Below are 18,167 nucleotides of genomic sequence, written 5' to 3'. Positions count from 1 at the left end.
GGGCATCGTGCCCGGCGGTGGCGTGGCGCTGCTGCAGGCCGGCGCCAAGGCGTTCGACAAGCTCGAGCTGACCGGCGACGAGGCCACCGGTGCCGCCATCGTGCGCAAGGCGCTGGAGGAGCCGCTCAAGCAGATCGCGGTCAACGCCGGCCTCGAGGGCGGCGTCGTGGTCGAGCGGGTCCGCAACCTCACCCCGGGTGAGGGCCTCAACGCGGCCACCGGCGAATACGTCAACATGTTCGAGGCGGGCATCCTCGACCCGGCCAAGGTGACGCGCTCGGCGCTGCAGAACGCCGCCTCCATCGCGGCGCTCTTCCTCACCACCGAGGCCGTCATCGCCGAGAAGCCCGAGAAGACCCCTGCAGCCCCGGCCGGCATGCCCGGCGGCGGCGACATGGACTTCTAGGTCATTTCTCGTCACTGTCACCAAGAGCGGCCCGGGCTTTTCCGGGCCGCTCTTGTTTTGTTTAGCTGCCATTACGTTTCACAATTGATCCGCTACTTGGAGTGAGGAAAGGTGGTTGCCACACCGCCTCAACGAAGGAGTAGAGGATGCTTTCCCGCAGCAAGCGTATTTTCGGCATCGCCGCCCTGACCTTGGCCGCAGCGACCGCCACCGCGGCTCCCGCGCACGCGGACGGGCATTACCCGACCGATTTCAGCATTCTGCAGGAGCTGCGCGCTCCGCTCTGCGCCCCGGTCTCGGAGGTGGGAATCCCGCTCGTCGACGCGCTGCTGCCGCAGCTCCTCGCCTGCGGCTGACGTCTCTCGGCTTCGGGTCACCGGGTGAGGTCACCCTCGGGAGCCTGGCGGCCGCGGCTCGCACCCGCGGGGCGCCGACCGGCTTACCCGGCCCACACGCGCCGGTCGGCATGACCTGCGCCGGGCACCCCTCCGGCACCACCTGGCTCGCACCAGAAGGCGCCCCGCCGTAACGGCGGGGCGCCTGCTGCGTTCGGGGGCGTTGCGGCGGGACCGCACCGTGGGTACGGGCGTGCGACCTGGCCGCCGCCCCGGCCCAGCCCCCGGCTCCCGGCTCGACTCCCGGCTCAGGCCTCGGCTCCGGTCCCGGTCCCGGTCCAGCCCGGTTCGGTTCGGTTCGGCCTGCCTGGGGTGGTTCGGGTGGGGCCGGGTTGGGTGGGCGATGTCCGTATCGGGTGTTGGCCGCCTATCGTCGATACCCGGTGTCGGGGTGTGGGTGGGTCAGACGCCGTAGTGGGCGATGATGTGGCCGCGGGCCAGGGTGTTGGCGGTGATGTTGAAGCCCACCACCGCCGGGCTGGCGTCGCTGTCCACGCCCAGTTCGTCCACGCCCAGGGCGTGCACCGTGAAGACGTAGCGGTGCGGGTCGCCGGGGGGCGGGGCCGCGCCGCCGTACGCCTTGGTGCCGTAGTCGTTGCGGGCGTGCGTGGCGCCGTCGGGCAGGCCCTTGAAGTCGGGCTGCGTGCCGGCCCCCGTGGGCAGCTCCGTCACGGAGGCCGGGAGGCCGAACAGCACCCAGTGCCAGAAGCCGCTGCCCGTCGGGGCGTCGGGGTCGTAGCAGGTGACGGCGTAGCCGCGGGTCCCCTCGGGGGCGCCGGACCAGCGCAGGTGCGGTGAGAGGTTCTGGCCGGTCATGCCCCAGTCGTTGAAGACGTGGAGGTCGTTGAGCCTCTCGCCGTCCTGGATGTCGTCGCTCTCGACCACGAGCGCGGGGACCGACGGCAGGTGTTCATGTGGAAGCGGTGCGGGCACGGCATCCTCCTAGGGTGAGAGCTGCTTGCCCAGCCATCCTAGAAGCGGCCGCGCCCGCCGCCTCTCACGCCGCCAGCGGGGCCGGCAGCGCCTTGTCGTGCAGGACCGTCAGGGACGTGACCGCCCGGGTCAGGACGACGTACAGCCGGGCCAGGCCGCGGGGCTCGGCCTCGACGATGTCGGCGGGCTCCACCACGATGACGTGGTCGTACTCGAGGCCCTTGGCCAGGGTGGCGGGGACGATGAGCAGGCGGTGCTCGTCGGGGGAGTCGGGGTCGAGCACGGCGTGCGGGTGGTCGGCCAGCGCGTCGGAGGTCTCGGCGACCAGCGCGTCGGGGACGATGACGCCGATCGAGCCCTCCCTGGCCAGCGCCTCCTTGGCGGCCTGGGCGATCGTGCCGCCCTGGCGTACCGTGAGCGAGCCGAGGCCGGGGCGCAGCGACTGCGGCGGGGCCAGGCCGGGGGCGATGGCGGGGAGCAGGCGGGCCGCGTAGTCGAGGACCTCGCGCGGCACGCGGAAGCCCAGCGTCAGCTCCGTGACCTCGCCCTCGCGCTGGCCCAGGTGCTCGAGCACCGACTCCCACGAAGTGGTGGACCACGGCGTGGTGCCCTGGGCCAGGTCGCCGAGCACGGTGGCCGAGCCGTTGCGGCAGCGCCGGCCGAGCGCTCTGAGCTGCATTTCGGAAAGGTCCTGCGCCTCGTCGACGACCAGGTGGCCGAGCGATGGAGTGCGTTCCATCAGGTCGCCGAGTTCGTCGAGGAGCGCGGCGTCGGCGGCGGACCATTTCGCGGACTTCCAGCCCCGGTACGGCTTCCGCCAAATCAGCTTTTCTTGCTCTTCGGGCGACAAATCGGATTTAGCGGCTCGCGCCAAGAATTCCGGATCCGACAGAAGTCGGTAAAGGACTTGTTCGGGCGTGAGTTTCGGCCAGACCGCATCCACGAGTTGTTTGACCGGCTTCGACCTGGCCACCGCGTCCTGCACCCGGTCGTCCGGCGATTCGCCGCGCTGCTCCATCCGGACCAGCACCATGTGGGCCAGCCGCTGCGCCAGGGCCGCCCGGCCCGGGTTGTAGCGGGTGGTGCCGCGCAAGGAGGCCACGATCTCGCGTACTTCGTAGTCGGCCACCCGGAAGCGGTAGGCGCCCTTGGTGAACACCACGCCCTCCTCCGGCTTGACGATGTGCAGCCAGAGCGCGCGTTCGAGCACCGCCGCCATCCTGGCGTCGCCCTTCATCGCGGAGACGAGCGGCTCCTCCGGCGTCGCGTGCTCGCCGAGCAGGCCCGCCACCGTCGTCTGGTCGACCTTGACCTCGCCGAGCGCGGGCAGAACCGAGGAGATGTAGGACAGGAAGGCCCGGTTCGGTCCGACGATCATGACGCCGGATCTGGCCAGCCGCTCGCGGTGGGTGAACAGCAGGTAGGCGGCCCGGTGCAGGCCGACGGCCGTCTTCCCGGTGCCGGGCGCGCCCTGCACGCAGACCGTCTGGGCCAGGGTCGCGCGGACGATCTCGTCCTGGTCGGGCTGGATGGTGGCGACGATGTCGCGCATCGGGCCGGTGCGCGGGCGCTCGATCTCCTGGGTGAGGATCTTCGAGGGGCCGATCTCGCCGCCCTCGCCGAGCGGCTCGTCCTCGAACGCGGTGAGCGCGCCGCCATGGTAGCCGAAGCGGCGCCGGCGTACGACGCCCATCGGGTCGGCCGGGCTGGCCTGGTAGAACGCGCGGGACACCGGCGCCCGCCAGTCGATGACCAGCGGCTTGCTGCCGCCGTCGTGCACGTGGCGGCGGCCGACGTAGATCACGCCGGGCAGGTCGTCGCCGGCGGCGCGGTCGAGGCGGCCGAAGAACAGCGGCGTGTCCGGGTGGTCGGCCAGCGCGGCGACCCGCTTGTCGAGCAGCGACTGGAGGATCTGCTGCGACACCCAGTCGCCCGCCGCGTCGGCGGACAGGGATTGCGCGTGGGCGCGCATGGCCTTGAGGGCGGCCCTGGATTCGGCCAGGTGGGCCTGCTCGGCGGCGAGGACGTCGGAGGGTATGTCGGGGGCCAATTGGTGTGCGGGCATGCGAAAGCGCCTCCCTGGTTCGTTACGGAGGTGGTCAAGGCAGCGAATCGGCCAGTTTAGTGGCGACTCGGCCGGGCTTCCAAAGCATTTACCTCCGGCGGGCGGGGTAGGGAAGGAAGGTGGCGCGGGTGCAGCTCCGGTTCTCGCCGATCATCCCGACGATCGCGAGCTTTCTGCTCGCGGCGCTGTGGGGGTTGTCGGTGTTCGCGGGGTGGGGTCTGGAGGCGTTCTGCTCAGGTGGTGAGCTCACGTCGGCCTGCTCGCGGCGGCTCAGCACGGTCTCCACGGTGTCGGGGCTGTTCGCCGCACTCGCCGCCTGCTGCACGGTGGCCGCCTGGCTGCTGCCCTGGCCCCGTAATGACGCGCGTGCCTTCGCCCGTCTCATGGGCGCGGGGGTGCTGTCCTGGGTCGTCGCGGAGGGTGTGCTGTTCTTCGGCGGCATGCTGGCGCGGTAACGAATCTGGCAGAACCGCACTCTGGTAACGAACCTGGGAATACCGAAAAATTCGGGCATATCAGGTGGGTTTGCCGGATCATGAGGGTATGTCGCAGGCGGCGTGATAGTACGCAGGTGAGGGGGGTGGTTCGAATGTCTTCGGCCCGAGGAGTCTCGTGGACGTGACACCACGCTGAATGCCTGGCCGCTCGGGCGAGCGGCCGGGCATTACCAAGCGTTACACCCCGCCCAGTACGTCATCGGCGTCGATGATCTGGTAGGCGTATCCCTGCTCGGCCAGGAACCGCTGCCGATGCGCCGCGAACTCCTGGTCCACCGTGTCTCTGCTGACCACCGTGTAGAACCGCGCGCCCCCGCCGTCGGCCTTGGGCCGCAGCACCCGCCCGAGCCGCTGGGCCTCCTCCTGGCGTGAGCCGAACGTGCCCGACACCTGGATCGCGACGGCCGCCTCCGGCAGGTCGATGGAGAAGTTGGCCACCTTCGACACCACCAGCACCTGGATCTCCTTGTCGCGGAAGGCCTGGTAGAGGCGCTCACGCTCCTTGACCCGGGTCTCGCCCTTGATGACCGGCGCGTTGAGGTGCTCGCCGAGCTCGTCGAGCTGGTCGATGTACTGGCCGATGACCAGCACCTGCTCGCCCAGGTGCCGACGCACCAGCGCCTCGGTGACCTGCGTCTTCGACGGCGTGGTGGCACAGAAGCGGTAGCGCTCCTCCGACTCCGCCATCGCGTACGCCAGCCGCTCCTCGTCGGTCAGCGTCACGCGTACTTCGACGCAGTCGGCTGGCGCGATCCAGCCCTGGTTCTCCATCTCCTTCCACGGCGCGTCGTAACGCTTGGGACCGATGAGCGAGAACACGTCGCCCTCGCGCCCGTCCTCGCGCACCAGCGTCGCGGTCAGCCCGACCCGACGGCGGGCCTGCAGGTCGGCGGTCATCCTGAAGATCGGCGCGGGCAGCAGGTGCACCTCGTCGTAGACGACCAGGCCCCAGTCGCGGGCGTCGAACAGTTCCAGATGGCTGTAGACGCCTTTACGCCTGGTCGTCATCACCTGGTAGGTGGCGATGGTGACCGGGCGGATCTCCTTCTTCGAGCCGGAGTATTCGCCGATCTCGTCTTCGGTCAGTGACGTGCGCTTGAGCAGCTCGGTCTTCCACTGGTGCGCCGAGACCGTGTTCGTGACCAGGATGAGCGTGGTGGCCTGGGCGTGGGCCATGGCCGCCGCGCCGACGATGGTCTTGCCCGCGCCACAGGGGAGCACGACCACGCCGGAGCCGCCGTTCCAGAAGGCGTCGGCCGCCTCCCGCTGGTAGGGCCGCAGCGTCCACCCGTCCTGCAGCAGCTCGATGGGGTGCTGCTCGCCGTCCACGTAGCCGGCCAGGTCTTCCGCGGGCCAGCCCAGCTTGAGCAGCGCCTGCTTGACGTTGCCCCGGTCGCTCGGGTGCACGATGACCGAGTCGGCGTTGAGCCGCTCGCCCAGCATCGGCTGGATCTTCCTCGAGCGCAGCACCTCTTCGAGCACGGCCCGGTCGGTGGAGGTCAGGACCAGGCCGTTGACCGGGTCTTTCTCCAGCCGCAGCCGGCCGTAGCGGGCCATGGTCTCGGCCACGTCCACGAGCAGCGCGTGCGGCACCGGGTAGCGGCTGAAGCTGATGAGCGCGTCGATGACCTGCTCGGCGTCGTGGCCCGCCGCGCGGGCGTTCCACAGCGCGAGGGGGGTGACGCGGTAGGTGTGCACATGTTCTGGTGCGCGCTCCAGCTCGGCGAACGGCGCGATGGCCTTACGGCACGCGTCGGCCTGCTCGTGGTCGACCTCGAGCAGTAGCGTCTTGTCCGACTGGACGATCAGCGGTCCATCGCTCACTGGCTATCTCCGTGGGGTTTCCGGACGGGGCCTGGCGCAACAGGACCATCGTCTCCTGATCCCGGCTCCCCCGCTCCGACTCTCCAACAACGAGCGGGCAAGGATTAGTCCGGATCAGTCGTCCAGATAGCCGTTGAGCCCCAGGAAGAGGAACGTGCCGATGCCCAGCACGAAGCCGGTGCCGAACAGGACCCAGCTCCAGATCAGCATCGTGCGGGCGCTCTGCGGCTCCGTGCGCGCCCTGCCGAGCGCCAGGCCCGCCAGGATCGCGCCGGGCAGGCCCAGGACGTTGCAGCACGAGACGAGGGCGAGGAGGTTGAGCACGAGCGAGACGATGGCGGCCGCCGTGGGCCCGTCGTTGCGTGGCGGCGGCGGATAGCCGTAGCCATAGCCGTGCTGCGGGGGCGGCTGCTCGCCGTAGGGCGCGCCGTAGGGTTGGTACGGGTATCCCGGCGGATCTTCCTGACTCATGTTCACCTCCAGACAGGTCAACACTTATCACGGAAATGAGACGCGCCTGACCCGGTGTACGAGATCACCATAGAACCCGGACGACCTCAGCCGAGCATGGACCGCAGGGCCTTCCTGTCGAGCTTGAGCACGCTCGTCACCGGGACGGAGTCGACGAAGCGCACCTCGCGCGGATACTTCACCCGGCCGACCCGGTCGCGGGCCCACTCCATCAGCTCCTCGGCCGTCACCTCGGCACCCTGCCTGAGCTGCACGAAGGCCACGACCTCCTCGCCGACCCTGGGCTCGGTGCGGCCCACGACGCCCGACATCACGACCTCGGGGTGCTGGTTGAGCGCGTCCTCGACGTCGCGCGGGAACACGTTGAACCCGCCGCGGATGATCAGGTCCTTCTTCCTGTCGACGATGTACAGGTAGCCGTCGTCGTCGACGCAGCCGATGTCGCCCGTCCGCAGCTCCTGGCCGACCAGCGCCGTGCCCTCGGGGTCGGGCCTGTGCTCACCCCAGTAGCCCAGCATCAGCGAGTCGCCGGAGACGCAGATCTCGCCGACGTCGCCCATCTCCATCGCCTCGCCATCGCTGTCGCGGATGGTGATGGAGTATCCGGCCAGCGGCAGGCCCACGCTGCCCGCCTTGCGCCGCCCCGGCGGGTTGAAGGTGGTCACCGCGCTGGTCTCGGTCAGGCCGTAGCCCTCGAGGATCTGCACGCCGGGCATCCGGCGCTCGAACTCCTCCAGCACGTCCCTGCCGAGCGGCGCCGCGCCGCAGGTGAGGTAGGTCAGGTCGGGCAGCGGGTGCTCTTCGAGCGGCTCGGCGAGCAGGAGCTGGAGCATGGCGGGGACGACGGTGCCGTACTGGACGCGCTGCTCGGCGGCCAGCCTCAGGAACGCCTTCGGCTCGAACCAGCGCATCAGCACCGCCTGCTGCGGCTCGGTCGCGTGCATCGAGGCGACCGAGATGATCAGCCCGTACGCGTGCGACAGCGGGACGGGCACCAGCGCCCGGTTCTTCCCCTCCTGATGGGACATCTCGAACGCGTCCTTGGCCACGTGCCAGAGGCCCTGATGGCTCAGCATGACGCCCTTGGCCTTGCCGGTGGTGCCACCGGTGTACATGAGGGCGGCGAGGTCACCAGGGTCCCGCGCCACGGGCCCGTGCTCGGCTGCCCGCTCCAGCTCGCCCGTTTCCACAAATATGGGGATCTGTACGTCGGCGGCCCGCACGTTCTCGACCAGCTCCGGCGACGTCACGATCGCGGAGGCGCCGCTGTCATGCAGGATGTGGCGCAGCTCGTCGGGCCCCACCAGGAACACCACGGGCGTCACCACGGCGCCCGCCGCCCACAGCGCCTGATAGATCAGCGGCACCTCGGGCGAGTTCGCCATCATCACGACCACGCGGTCTCCAGGCCGGATCCCGGCCTCGGCGAACCCTCCGCACATCCGGCGCGCCCGCTCGGCGAGCACGTGGCTGCGGTGCCAGACGTCCTCGTAGAACATCGAGTCGTGGTCGTCGAAACGGCTCCATGACTCCTCGGCCAGCCGGCCCAGCGTCTGCTCGGTCACATGCACAACCTGATGCGAGCGAGGATGCGCAGTCAAGCCTCGGCGGATGGTGGTCTGATCTTGACTAGCCATTGTGGACGGTGTCCTTGTGGTCCGTAAATGGGCATAAATTCTCTACTGTGTCCATTCGAGTTTTCTTGTTGGCCTAGATCGTGTAATGGTGGGAGATCTAAGGGCCGCATGGGCCTGCCAACAGCATGGAGAGCATGATCGACATGTCCGCGTCGATGGATCGGGCCCTGATTCTCGCACAAAAGGCCAGGTCGAAGCCGCGTGGTGACGCTGTGCGATCTCTCCGTATAAAACGAAGAATCTCGTTGGCCAGAAATATTTCCTGTAGAAAACTTTCCAGTTAATCCCGAGGTGACTTCGTGACCGAAACGCCTGAACCGGGCGAGATCGACCTCGACAACATAACGCTCACCGGGAGCCTGATCGCTGTCAGAGAACATGTCAGAGCCGTGGCCGGTCCGGCCACCCGAGACCTCAACAGGCGGGAGGCGGACGGGCTGCTGCGGTCGTACCTGGAGCCGGGATGTTTTCCCGAGGGCGTGCGACGGCTGGCCACGCGGCACCTGCTCGTCCTCGTCGGCGAGGAGGAGACGGGCAGACGGTTAGGGGCCATCTCCCTGCTCTCGCGCATGTCGCTGGCCGACGGCGCCATCACCGTGCTGTCCCCGGCCGCCACCGCGCACGACCTGCTCTCCAGGACCGAGTACGAGCCGGGCCGCGCGTACCTGCTGCACGACTGGATCGCGGCCAGCACCGACAGGACCGTGCTGGTCAATCTGGCCCGCAAGCTGGCCGAGCTGGGCTCGTACCTGGTCGTGACCAGGGCCGGCGAGCCCTCGCAGGCGGTCGAGGTGGAGCATCCGTGGGCCGCGCCCGACCCCGGGGAGCTGTTCGACCTGTGCCTGAGCGCCTTCGAGCGGCGCGCCGGGCTGAGCGCCGAGGAGCTGACCCAGGCCCGGGTCCTGGCGCTGACGCTGCCCACGCCCGCCGAGGTCGTGCGCCTGGCCGCGCGGCTGACGCGCGACGGCGAGCCGGCCGGCGAGGAGGTGGCGGCCTGGTTCGACACCAAGCCGCCCATGCGCGAGGTGCTGACCGTGGCGGCGCTGGCGTTCACGCACCGGCTGGCCGAGGCCGTCTTCGATGAGCAGCTCGCCCGGCTCGAGCGGCTCTGCCACGAAACGGGCCGCCGGACGCGCCGTGGCCCGCTGATCGCCGTCACCGACGGGGTGGTCGGCTTCCACGCCCCGCACCACCGCGGCCAGGTGCTGGCCGAGCTGGTCGGCAGGTACGGCTTCTGGCTGTGGCAGCCGCTGCGCGAATGGGTGCGCTCGCTGCCGGGGCAGGGGAGCGAGGTCCAGGTGCGCGCCGCGGAGGGCGTGGCGGCGCTGGCGGCTCTCTCGCCGAAGGAGGTCCGGCGGGAGCTGCTGGAGGGCTGGGCCCAGGGAAGCGCGGCCGAGCGGGTGGCGGCGGCCAACGTGCTGTCGTACATGTGCGCCGACGACACCCTCGCACCCGCGGCGCTCGGGCTCGCGCTCGGCTGGGCGGCGGATCCCGCCACGGCGGCGACCGCGGCCGTGGCGCTGGGTGGCGGGCTGTCCGTCCGCTACCCGGCCGACTCCGGCAGGCACCTGCGGCGGCTCGCGTCCGGCGGCGGACCGGCCGCGGCGGTGGCGGAGCGCTCGCTGGCGCCCCTCCTCAAAGCTCTCCACCTGTGAAGCTCAGAGCCCCGCCACGCCCGTGCACACGAGCCGGCACGAAGCTCAGAGCCCCGCCACGCCCGTGATGCGGTGCAGTGCGAAGCGGTGGACGGCGGCCCTGGTCTCGTCGTAGGCGGTCAGGTAGCCGCCCTCCATCCTGGCCGGCTCCAGGATGCGGGAGGTCGCGTTGCCCTGCGAGTCGAGGTAGCCGATCCACACCCGCACGCCCTGCTTGATCGCCTCCTGCAGGGCCGAGATCGTGGCCGTGGCGGGCCCGCGCGGCACCTGGCCGCTGGGGGAGTCGACGGGCTCGCGCCGCGACAGGTGCGCGGCGTCACCGGCCCGCAGGGCGCGTACGGCCGCCACCGCGACCTCGGGGTCCAGCCCGTTGGCCGCGGACGCCGTGCGGACCGGGGCGAGCGCCTCGGTGCGCCGGCTGTCGAGCTGGGAGATGATGACGTCGCCGTCGAGCGACTCGGCGACGGGGGCGTAGCCCATGGCCCGCAGCGAATCGACCAGCGCCGCCCTGGACGAGCGGGAGGCGATGACGGTCGGGGCGAGCCGCCGCAGGCGAAGCGCCGCCGAGCGGCGGTCGGCGGTGATCTGGTCGAGCAGCGCGGGGTCGTCACACCGGATGTACGCGCTCGCCGTGCCGACCCGGATGCGCCCATGCCGCCTGGCCACGTCGGTCACCAGATAGGACAGCGCCTGCGGCACCGGCGTGGCCGAGTGGCGGCCCAGCATCGACACCAGCTCCTCACCCCCGTGCCCCGCGTCGAGCGCCCGCCGGATCGAGCTCTCGCTGAATCGGTAGACGGTCGCCCCGCCCTTCGACTCGACGTCGGCGGTGAGCGTCATCCAGCGGTTCAGCTCGCTCGTGAGCGGCCCCGGCGCGACCGCGGTGAGGTCGGCCTGGAGCAGCACGTGATCGACGGGCTCCGGCAGCAGCGGCGCGAGCACCGAGGCCGCGTCGCCGCCCTCGACGAGCGCCCGCCCGTGCCCGGACAGCGCGCCCAGCCCGGTCACACCGATCTGCTCGGCCTCCCGCAGCGCGAACTCGGTGAGCTGCTCGCGCAGCGGGCCCCGCCGGCGCGGCTGCTCCCAGGCCAGCCGTTCGAGCACGGAGTCGCGGTCGGGCGCGAGGCCCGGCGCCGAGGCCAGCACGCCCAGCGTGGCCGCCCTGACCCCGGGCGCGGCGGCGCGGCGCAGGTCGGTGTGCAGCGCGTTGAGCGGCCGGTCGCGTTCGTCGCGGTCGCCGACCAGCCCGGGGACCCGGTCCATCTGCAGCCACGTGGCCGCCAGCGTCACCCACCGGTCGTCGGTGGACCTGACCCGCCACAGGTCGTAGCCGGAGGTCGGCAGCCACTCGCCGTCCACGCCGCCGCCGGAGGCGATCAGCCCGGCCGCGTGCGCCACCTCGATCACCAGCGCCGCCACCCATTCGGGCAGGTCCAGCTCGCCGGCCGCGCGCTTCAGGTCGCGTACGCCGAGCCCGCCGGTACGCAGCACGCCCGGCGGCTCGATGCTCCACCGCTCGCACAGCTCCTCGACCGACCTGACGAACGAGAACGCCTGCCCGGCCGCCGTACGGTCGGCCAGGGTCCGGTCGCGGGCGGCCCCCTGGAGGGGCGGCGGCAGGGCCAGCAGGCCGCGGTGCACCCGGCCCCCGCGCAGGTAGAGCCCGACCTCGCGGGGCAGCGTCACGCTCTCCTCGCCGCTGGCGGCCAGCAGCCCGCGCGCCAGCAGTTCCTCGATGGGGGAGCGGGCGGAGTCGACGCGCACCTCGCGCCTGGCGTTGGGCACCCGGCCGGTCGGCGGGCCCCAGACGAGCTGGTCGAGCGCGCCCCTGGCCTCGGGCGAGACGGCCTGGACGAGTGCGGCCGGCCGGGCCAGCGCGGCCGCCAGCCGCTCTTTGCCCGAGCCCTCGGTGCCCGGGGAGATGTCGTCGGCCATCTCGTCGAGCTGCTCGGGCGCGTGGTGCCGGAACGCGTCGAGAGCCCTCGGGCCCAGCCCGGCCGGGTCGTCGAGCACCTTGCGCACGCCCGGGCCCAGCTCCAGCGCGTCGTCGGGACCGTAGACCAGGGCCAGGTCGCACAGCCGGTCGAGGGCTGCCGACAGTGCGGGCTCCGGATTCGCGCGCGGGCCCGTACAGCTCGCCTCCGCGTTCGCCGCGCCGGTGCTCTCGTCGTCGGCGTGCGCGAGCGCCGCGCCGACGAGGTCGCGCAGCGCGCCCTTCGACATCGGCCCGTCCTGTACGGCCAGCGTCTCCACGACGGCCAGCGTGAACCGGTCGAGCCGGTCCAGCACCCTGCCGATCGCCGACGGGCTGCCGGCCCGCGAGGCGAGGCCCTCCAGATGCGCGGGCACCGGAGTGATCAACTCGGGGCGCGCGGAGACCAGCGCCCGCAGCTGTTCGTCGGTGCGCCCCCTGATCCACTCCGTGAACTCCATCGTTGCCATGGTATGTCCCACCTGATTGGGGCAGCATTGCTAGACGTGATAGAGCGCGCGGACCAGCTCGTGCTGAACTACGTGTCGAAGGCGGCCGATGCCGCCCACGGCGTGCTCAGGGCCGACCAGCGGCTCGATTTCGCCAGGCGGTTGCGGGCCAGGATCGAGGCCGAGCGGCACGGCAGCCAGAACGCGCGCCAGGTGGCCAAGGTGCTGGCCCGGTTCGGCGATCCGGCCGCCCTCGTCGAGCGCGAGGCGCGCAGGCTGGCCGAGGAGGGTGCGGCCACCAGGCGCGACACGGCCGTCGCCGCGCCGGTGGAGTCCGCGCAGCCGCGCGGCACCGGTTCCACCATGCGCTTCCCGGCCATCGCCGACGACCCCGACACGCCGCCGGGCGTCAGGACGTACAGCAAGATCGCACAGGAACGGGTCCACCGGCGGGAGGAGGGCCGCGGGCTGCCGTTCGCCGGGCTGCGCAGAGCGGCCATGTTCAGCGCCAATCCGATGGCCACCGGGGGCCGGGACGCCAGGACCGTGGTCAAGGAGCATCCGCGTGACACGGCCGCCATGGTGATCCTGGTGGTGGCGGCGCTGCTGGTGCCGTTCGACCTGCCGCCGCTGGCGATCTTCGAGGTTCCCGTGGTGGCGTGGGCGGTGGGCGCCGCGCTGGTGCTGTTCGGCGACACCTGGACCCTGCGCGACAAGCTCGTCGGGATCGGCGCGCCGCTGCTGGGCTATTCGGTGGGCGGGGTGCTCATAGGCGGCCTGCGGGTGGGGACGGAGGCGGGGCTGCAGGCGTTCGTCACCCAGTTCTTCGACGTCAGCGGCACGATGTTCATGATCGGTACGGGCTTGGGCGTGGTCTGGCTGGCCTACCGGCTGCTCGACCTCACCTGACCGGGGCCGGGCTCGGGAGCAGGCCGATCGCCAGGCGTACCCAGGCGGTGACGAACTGGTCCTTCTCCGCGTGCCCCGGCAGCTCGCCCACCGTCTCCTGGAACAGCCGGTAGTGCACCACCGAGCCGCCGAGCACGGCGGCGATGCCCGCCCAGTCGACCTTGGCGTCCTGGTATTCGGGCTGCGCCTGGAACCAGGTGACGATCGCGTCGAACATGGGCTGCAGCAGCCCCTCGCGTACGACGGTGACCAGCTCGGGGAACTGGCTGAGGTCGCGGAAGAAGACCCGGGTGAGCTCGGACTCCTCGCGCACCTTCGCCAGGCCGGCCCGGCACACGTGCGCCAGGCGCTCCTCCAGGTCGACCGAGGTCTCCATGGCGCTCAGCTCGGCCAGGCTGCCGGCCACCTGACTCCTGGTACGGGTGGCGTGCTCGTTGATGGCCGCGGCGAGGACCTCGTACTTGGACTTGAAGTGCCTGTAGAGCCCTCCGGCGCCGGGCGAGAGCCCTGAGGCGGCCTCGATCTCGGCCACGGAAGTGGCGGAGTAGCCCCGCTCGGCGAACAGCCGCAGGGCCTCATCGACGATCCGCTCACGGGTCGATCTGGTCATTTTTATCCGGTACCTCCGTAAGGAGCGTAGTAGTTACGGAGCGGCACGCCGGATCAGACCCGCCAGAGCGGAGCCCGCGATCAGCCAGACGACGGCCGCGAGCCCGTAGTTGACCAGGGTCGTCCAGCGCGGATCGGCGAGCTGGAACAGGTTGGGCAGGCCCAGCGACAGCCACGAGGCGAGCGACTCGACGAACTGGTACCAGATGTTGGCCGGGTTGGCCCTGAAGACCGAGAACGCCGCGTAGAGCACCACGATGAGCGCGGCGACCCTGGAGGCCACCTTCACCACGTAGGCCACGGCTCCCACGATCCGCTGCCACAGGGTCACGGTGCGCCCGCCCGGCCGTGCGGGCCTGTGCGGACGGGGCGGAGCGGAGGAGGCGACGAGCCGGTCTCCGGTGTGCGGCGGCTTGGGGGTGTCGGTCACGGCCGCTCCTCTCCGATAAGTAATTCCTTTCTTCCCATTCCCGCGCCCGCAGAACAAGGGCCGTTACGCGGAGTAGAGGCCCGTTTGGCATCCTTCACCTGTGACGACTTCAGTGGGATTCGACCTTGACATGACATTGGCCGACACCAGAGCCGGCATCGCCGCCGTTTACGACGAGCTGGCCGCGCGATTGGGCGTCCCTTTTGACAGCGCGGCGATCGTGCGCCGGCTGGGCCCGCCGTTGGAGATGGAACTGGCCAACTGGCTGCCCGCCGAGGAGGTTACGGCGGCTGCCGACCTCTATAGGGAGATATATCCGGAAATGGGGGTTCCGGTGCACACCGCCATGGTGGGCGCGCACGAGGCGATCGACGCCGTACGCCGCCGTGGGGGCCGCGTCATCGTGGTGACGGGCAAGAACGTCCGTGACGCCCGTGGCACGGTCAAGAGCCTCGGCCTGGCCGTGGACGAAGTGGTCGGTTCCCTTTTCGGTGCCGCGAAAGGATCGGCACTCGCGCGCTTCGGCGCGGCGGCTTATGTTGGTGACCATGTCGCGGACATCGAGGCGGCCCGCGCAGGTGGCGCCGTGAGCGTGACGGTCGCGACCGGCCCTTACACGGTGGGAGAGCTGCGTGATCACGGAGCTGATGTGGCGCTGGGCGACCTGACCGAATTCGCGGGCTGGTTCGCCGGATGGCACGAGCATGACGAACTCCGGTAATTGCCCGCCATTTACCCGGTCGCCCTGGCGCTTCGCGGGGCATAACCTACATCCATCCATCCTCCTCTCGACTGTTTGAACGAGGTCCTCCTGTGCCGAGTGGCAAGGTCAAGTGGTACGACGCCGACAAGGGTTTCGGCTTCCTCACCCGCGACGACGGCGGTGAGGTCTTCGTGCATTCCTCCGCGCTTCCCACTGGTGCGGCCCCGCTCAAGCCCGGCCAGAAGGTCGAGTTCGGCGTGGCCGAGGGACGGCGTGGTCAGCAGGCGCTCTCGGTCAGGATCCTGGACCAGCCGCCGACGCTGGCCAAGACCAAGCCCAAGGCCAAGCGGAAGAAGCCGGACGAGATGGTGGTCATCGTCGAGGACCTGATCAAGTTGCTCGACGGTGTCTCGACCTCCTACCAGCGGGGCAAGCACCCGGACATGGTGCACGCCAAGAAGATCGCGCAGGTGCTCAGGGCCGTCGCCGACGACCTCGACGCGTAGCGCCGGGCGATCGGGCTGGTCGGCGGTTCGGGCTGTCGGCCGTTCGGGCTGGTCGGCCGATCGGGATCGGTCAGCCGTTCGGGTTGGTCAGCGGTTTCGTCGAGTCGAGCGTGTCCGTCCGCGGCGGCTGCGGCCGGTCGGCGGCGGCCTCGGCTTCGGCGCGCTGCCGCCGCAGCTTGTCCTTGGTGGCGCGGACACGCCTGCGCCTGGAGACCAGCAGCCAGCCGAGCGCGGCGGTCAGCGCTACCGTCAGCGTGACCAGGCCGGCCGTGCTGCTCTCCGACAGCGAGAGCACCAGCCCGACCAGGCCGCCGAACACCCACGCGAGCTGCAGCACCGCCTCGACCACGCCGAACGTGGACGAGCGCACCTCCTCGCCGATCTCCCGCTGCACGATCGCGTCGAGCGCCAGCTTGCCCAGCTCCTGCGCGAAGGCCGTGACCAGACAGATCGCCAGGGCCGTCCACAGGCCGAAGAAGATCGCGGTGACGATCGTGGTCACGACGGTCACGGCCAGCGTGACGAGCACGATGAGCTGCGGCGCGTGATTACGGGTCCAGTTCGCGGCCACGGCGCCGACCAGCCCGCCCACCCCGGCGGCGGCCGCGAGCAGCGCGATCGTCTTCGGGATGTCGAAGAAGGGGTCACGCGTCAGCGGGTCGTCGAGCGCCAGCCACGGCACCGCCTTGTCCTGCACCAGGAACAGCAGGAAGAACAGCAGGAACCCGGAGAAGACGCGGATGGCCACGTTGGCCCAGACGGCCTCGGCGACCGCGGGGCCCACCTTGAGCAGGGTGCGCCAGCGGGGCGACTCGCCCTCTTCGTCCAGGTCGGGGGAGTCGATGTGGCGTGGCAGGCGTACGGCGGCGACCCCGAGCAGCAGGAAGGCCACCATCGCGATGCGCAGCACGGCCGCGCTGCCCAGCCACGCGGTCAGGCCCGCCCCCAAGGGCACCGCCACCCCGGCCGAGATCAGCGTGAACAGCGCCACCCGCGCGTTCGCCGACACCAGCGTGATGTCGGCGGGCAGCACGCTGGGCATGATCGCCGCCCGCGACACGTTGTACGCCTTCGACAGCACCAGCACGCCCAGCGCCCCGATGAACAGCGTCGGCAGATCGCCGGGCCCCACCGCGGCGGCCATCGCGAAGCACAGCAGCCCCCGCCCGAACAGCGTGCCCGCCATCACATAGCGCCGCCCCGACCTGAACCGGTCGAGAATCGGCCCCACGAACGGCGCCAGCAGCCCGAACGGCAGCATGGTGATGACCAGGTAGAGCGCCACCGAGCCACGCGCCTCGCCGACGGGCACCCCGAAGAACACCGTGCTCGCCAGCGCCACGGTGACCATCGCGTCGCTCGCGCTGTTGCCGGCCGACAGCTCGATCAGGCGGCCGAGCCCGGTGCGGTCGGCGCCGTTGGCGTAGGTGAGCCGCCGCGTGGCCTTGCCGACTTTTCGCGCGCCGTTGGCCGTGGCCTTACCCGCCCGGGCGGTCCCGCTCGCGGTGGCCTTGCTCGCGCGCACGGTCGCGCGGCCCGCGTCGGCGGCGCCATGCGCCATCCGCCGCGAGATCTGGCGTGCTCGCTCCCAGCCACCCTCCACGCCTACCAGTCTTACCCGATTGATACGGGATCTCAGTGCGGGATCCCCCGTTGTGGGCACCCGCAGGTCCCTTGATGGGTGAGAATGAAGTGTGAGCGAACAGCACCTTTCGGCGGAGGCGGCCCGATGAGCCGCACCAGGGCCCGCGTCTCCGCTCCCGACCAGGCATGTGTCGCCGCGGTCGATCTGGCGCGCGCCGCGGCCGAGGAGCTGGCGCGGCCGGGCGAGCCCGGAGACCACCTCGGCTACGAGAGCGAGGGCGACCGGATCGTCACCCACTACTTCGCCTGTCTCGACCGGGCCTATCGCGGCTGGCGCTGGGCCGTCACCGTGACGCGCGCCTCGCGTGCGAAGAAGGTCACGGTCAGCGAGGCCGTTCTGCTGCCCGGCTCCGGGGCGCTGCTGGCGCCCGAGTGGCTGCCGTGGAGCGAGCGCCTGCGCCCTGGCGATCTCGGCGTGGGCGACCTGCTCCCCACCGCGGACGACGACGACAGGCTCGCGCCCGGTTTCACCGAGACCGACGAAGAAACCGACCATCAGGCGGTTTTCGAGTACGGCCTGGGCCGGGCACGTGTGCTCTCGGCCATCGGCAAGGATCGGGCTGCCAGACGCTGGCACTCGGGCGAGCACGGGCCACATACACCGATCGCACACGCCGCTCCCGCGCAGTGTTCCACCTGCGGGTTTTACTGGCTGCTGGCGGGTGGGTTGCGGCCGATGTTCGGGGTCTGCGCTAACGAATACGCGCCCGACGACGGCAAGGTCGTGGCCGCCGACCACGGCTGCGGCGCCCATTCCGAGGCCGCCGTGCTCCCGCCGCCGGTGGAGCAGGCCATCCCCATCCTCGACGACCTGGGCTACGACCTGATGGAAGAGGAGTCGGGCTCGGTCGACGAGTCCGCCTCGGAGGAGCTCGGCCACTCCTGAGCGTGCTCGGCCGGGCAGGCGCGGCTTCGCCGTGCCCTCGAGGGGTCTGAGAGCGCCCGGACAGGGCAGTCGTGGTGAGTGCGAAGAGCGTGGCGCGGCGGGGCCGGGGTCCTGTCGGTGAAGGATCGTGAGTGTCGGTCCGGGCCGCTAACCTACGGTGGCCCCCTACCCTCGAC

The 18,167-nt window shown here is 70.9% G+C and carries 17 protein-coding genes; 8 read left to right on the top strand and 9 right to left on the bottom strand.

From position 1 onward, the window contains the following. Together AB0I15_RS30680 and AB0I15_RS30675 are read left to right on the top strand one after the other, a co-directional pair. On the top strand, positions 1-406 hold a 406-nt coding region (locus AB0I15_RS30680), incomplete at its 5' end, for a TCP-1/cpn60 chaperonin family protein (protein ID WP_358102656.1). A 146-nt stretch (positions 407-552) separates the two neighbouring features. Next, complete coding sequence (locus AB0I15_RS30675) at positions 553-762, top strand: hypothetical protein (RefSeq protein ID WP_358102654.1); 210 nt, start codon at positions 553-555, stop codon at positions 760-762. A gap of 441 nt (positions 763-1,203) precedes the next feature. Here AB0I15_RS30675 and AB0I15_RS30670 read toward each other — a convergent pair whose 3' ends face one another. Then, on the bottom strand, positions 1,204-1,734 hold the full coding sequence (locus AB0I15_RS30670) for a YbhB/YbcL family Raf kinase inhibitor-like protein (RefSeq protein ID WP_358102653.1): 531 nt from the start codon (positions 1,732-1,734) through the stop codon (positions 1,204-1,206). 64 nt (positions 1,735-1,798) lie between these two features. Then, entirely contained in the window at positions 1,799-3,799 is a 2,001-nt protein-coding gene (locus tag AB0I15_RS30665) for an AAA family ATPase (protein ID WP_358102651.1), read from the bottom strand. A 128-nt stretch (positions 3,800-3,927) separates the two neighbouring features. On the opposite strand from AB0I15_RS30665, the gene AB0I15_RS30660 reads away from it, so the two are divergent. Next, positions 3,928-4,254, top strand: coding sequence for a hypothetical protein (locus tag AB0I15_RS30660; RefSeq protein ID WP_358102649.1), 327 nt, complete (start codon positions 3,928-3,930; stop codon positions 4,252-4,254). Positions 4,255-4,473: 219 nt separating this feature from the next. On the opposite strand, the gene AB0I15_RS30655 is transcribed toward AB0I15_RS30660, so the two are convergent. The 3 genes from AB0I15_RS30655 to AB0I15_RS30645 form a co-directional block, all read right to left on the bottom strand. Then, complete coding sequence (locus AB0I15_RS30655; protein WP_358102646.1) at positions 4,474-6,120, bottom strand: DNA repair helicase XPB; 1,647 nt, start codon at positions 6,118-6,120, stop codon at positions 4,474-4,476. A gap of 114 nt (positions 6,121-6,234) precedes the next feature. After that, positions 6,235-6,591 carry a DUF4190 domain-containing protein gene (locus AB0I15_RS30650; RefSeq protein WP_358102644.1) on the bottom strand — a complete coding sequence of 119 codons (357 nt, stop codon included), beginning with the start codon at positions 6,589-6,591 and terminating at the stop codon, positions 6,235-6,237. 86 nt (positions 6,592-6,677) lie between these two features. Then, complete coding sequence (locus AB0I15_RS30645; protein ID WP_358102642.1) at positions 6,678-8,156, bottom strand: AMP-binding protein; 1,479 nt, start codon at positions 8,154-8,156, stop codon at positions 6,678-6,680. Positions 8,157-8,527: 371 nt separating this feature from the next. On the opposite strand from AB0I15_RS30645, the gene AB0I15_RS30640 reads away from it, so the two are divergent. Beyond that, a complete protein-coding gene (locus tag AB0I15_RS30640) occupies positions 8,528-9,883 on the top strand; it encodes a hypothetical protein (RefSeq protein WP_358102640.1) in 1,356 nt (451 codons plus the stop codon). 45 nt (positions 9,884-9,928) lie between these two features. On the opposite strand, the gene AB0I15_RS30635 is transcribed toward AB0I15_RS30640, so the two are convergent. Beyond that, entirely contained in the window at positions 9,929-12,316 is a 2,388-nt protein-coding gene (locus AB0I15_RS30635) for a helicase C-terminal domain-containing protein (RefSeq protein WP_358102638.1), read from the bottom strand. 45 nt (positions 12,317-12,361) lie between these two features. On the opposite strand from AB0I15_RS30635, the gene AB0I15_RS30630 reads away from it, so the two are divergent. Next, a complete protein-coding gene (locus AB0I15_RS30630) occupies positions 12,362-13,213 on the top strand; it encodes a hypothetical protein (RefSeq protein ID WP_358102636.1) in 852 nt (283 codons plus the stop codon). Here AB0I15_RS30630 and AB0I15_RS30625 read toward each other — a convergent pair. Further along, a complete protein-coding gene (locus AB0I15_RS30625) occupies positions 13,206-13,823 on the bottom strand; it encodes a helix-turn-helix domain-containing protein (protein WP_358102634.1) in 618 nt (205 codons plus the stop codon). The genes AB0I15_RS30630 and AB0I15_RS30625 overlap by 8 nt on opposite strands. A gap of 33 nt (positions 13,824-13,856) precedes the next feature. After that, positions 13,857-14,252, bottom strand: coding sequence for a hypothetical protein (locus tag AB0I15_RS30620; protein ID WP_358102632.1), 396 nt, complete (start codon positions 14,250-14,252; stop codon positions 13,857-13,859). A 100-nt stretch (positions 14,253-14,352) separates the two neighbouring features. On the opposite strand from AB0I15_RS30620, the gene AB0I15_RS30615 reads away from it, so the two are divergent. Then, positions 14,353-14,973 (top strand): HAD family hydrolase, encoded by a 621-nt coding sequence (locus AB0I15_RS30615; protein ID WP_358102631.1) that lies wholly within the window; start codon positions 14,353-14,355, stop codon positions 14,971-14,973. A 92-nt stretch (positions 14,974-15,065) separates the two neighbouring features. Further along, on the top strand, positions 15,066-15,461 hold the full coding sequence (locus AB0I15_RS30610; protein WP_358102629.1) for a cold-shock protein: 396 nt from the start codon (positions 15,066-15,068) through the stop codon (positions 15,459-15,461). 70 nt (positions 15,462-15,531) lie between these two features. Here the strand turns inward: AB0I15_RS30610 and AB0I15_RS30605 are convergent, their stop codons facing one another. Then, on the bottom strand, positions 15,532-17,064 hold the full coding sequence (locus AB0I15_RS30605) for an MFS transporter (RefSeq protein WP_358102627.1): 1,533 nt from the start codon (positions 17,062-17,064) through the stop codon (positions 15,532-15,534). A 126-nt stretch (positions 17,065-17,190) separates the two neighbouring features. Between AB0I15_RS30605 and AB0I15_RS30600 the strand changes: the two genes are divergently transcribed. Beyond that, entirely contained in the window at positions 17,191-17,991 is an 801-nt protein-coding gene (locus AB0I15_RS30600) for a DUF3027 domain-containing protein (protein ID WP_358102625.1), read from the top strand. The last annotated feature ends 176 nt before the right edge of the window (positions 17,992-18,167 follow it).

This window comes from Nonomuraea sp. NPDC050643, from assembly GCF_040654715.1.
Lineage (GTDB): Bacteria > Actinomycetota > Actinomycetes > Streptosporangiales > Streptosporangiaceae > Nonomuraea.
This window is presented reverse-complemented; position numbering and strand designations above follow the sequence as displayed.

Excerpts from the sequence above, each read along its gene's own strand:
- AB0I15_RS30675 (WP_358102654.1), top strand. The coding sequence starts at position 553 with ATGCTTTCCCGCAGCAAGCGTATTTTCGGCATCGCCGCCCTGACCTTG.
- AB0I15_RS30665 (WP_358102651.1), bottom strand. The coding sequence starts at position 3,799 with ATGCCCGCACACCAATTGGCCCCCGACATACCCTCCGACGTCCTCGCC.
- AB0I15_RS30650 (WP_358102644.1), bottom strand. The coding sequence starts at position 6,591 with ATGAGTCAGGAAGATCCGCCGGGATACCCGTACCAACCCTACGGCGCG.
- AB0I15_RS30635 (WP_358102638.1), bottom strand. The coding sequence starts at position 12,316 with ATGGAGTTCACGGAGTGGATCAGGGGGCGCACCGACGAACAGCTGCGG.
- AB0I15_RS30625 (WP_358102634.1), bottom strand. The coding sequence starts at position 13,823 with ATGACCAGATCGACCCGTGAGCGGATCGTCGATGAGGCCCTGCGGCTG.
- AB0I15_RS30600 (WP_358102625.1), top strand. The coding sequence starts at position 17,191 with ATGAGCCGCACCAGGGCCCGCGTCTCCGCTCCCGACCAGGCATGTGTC.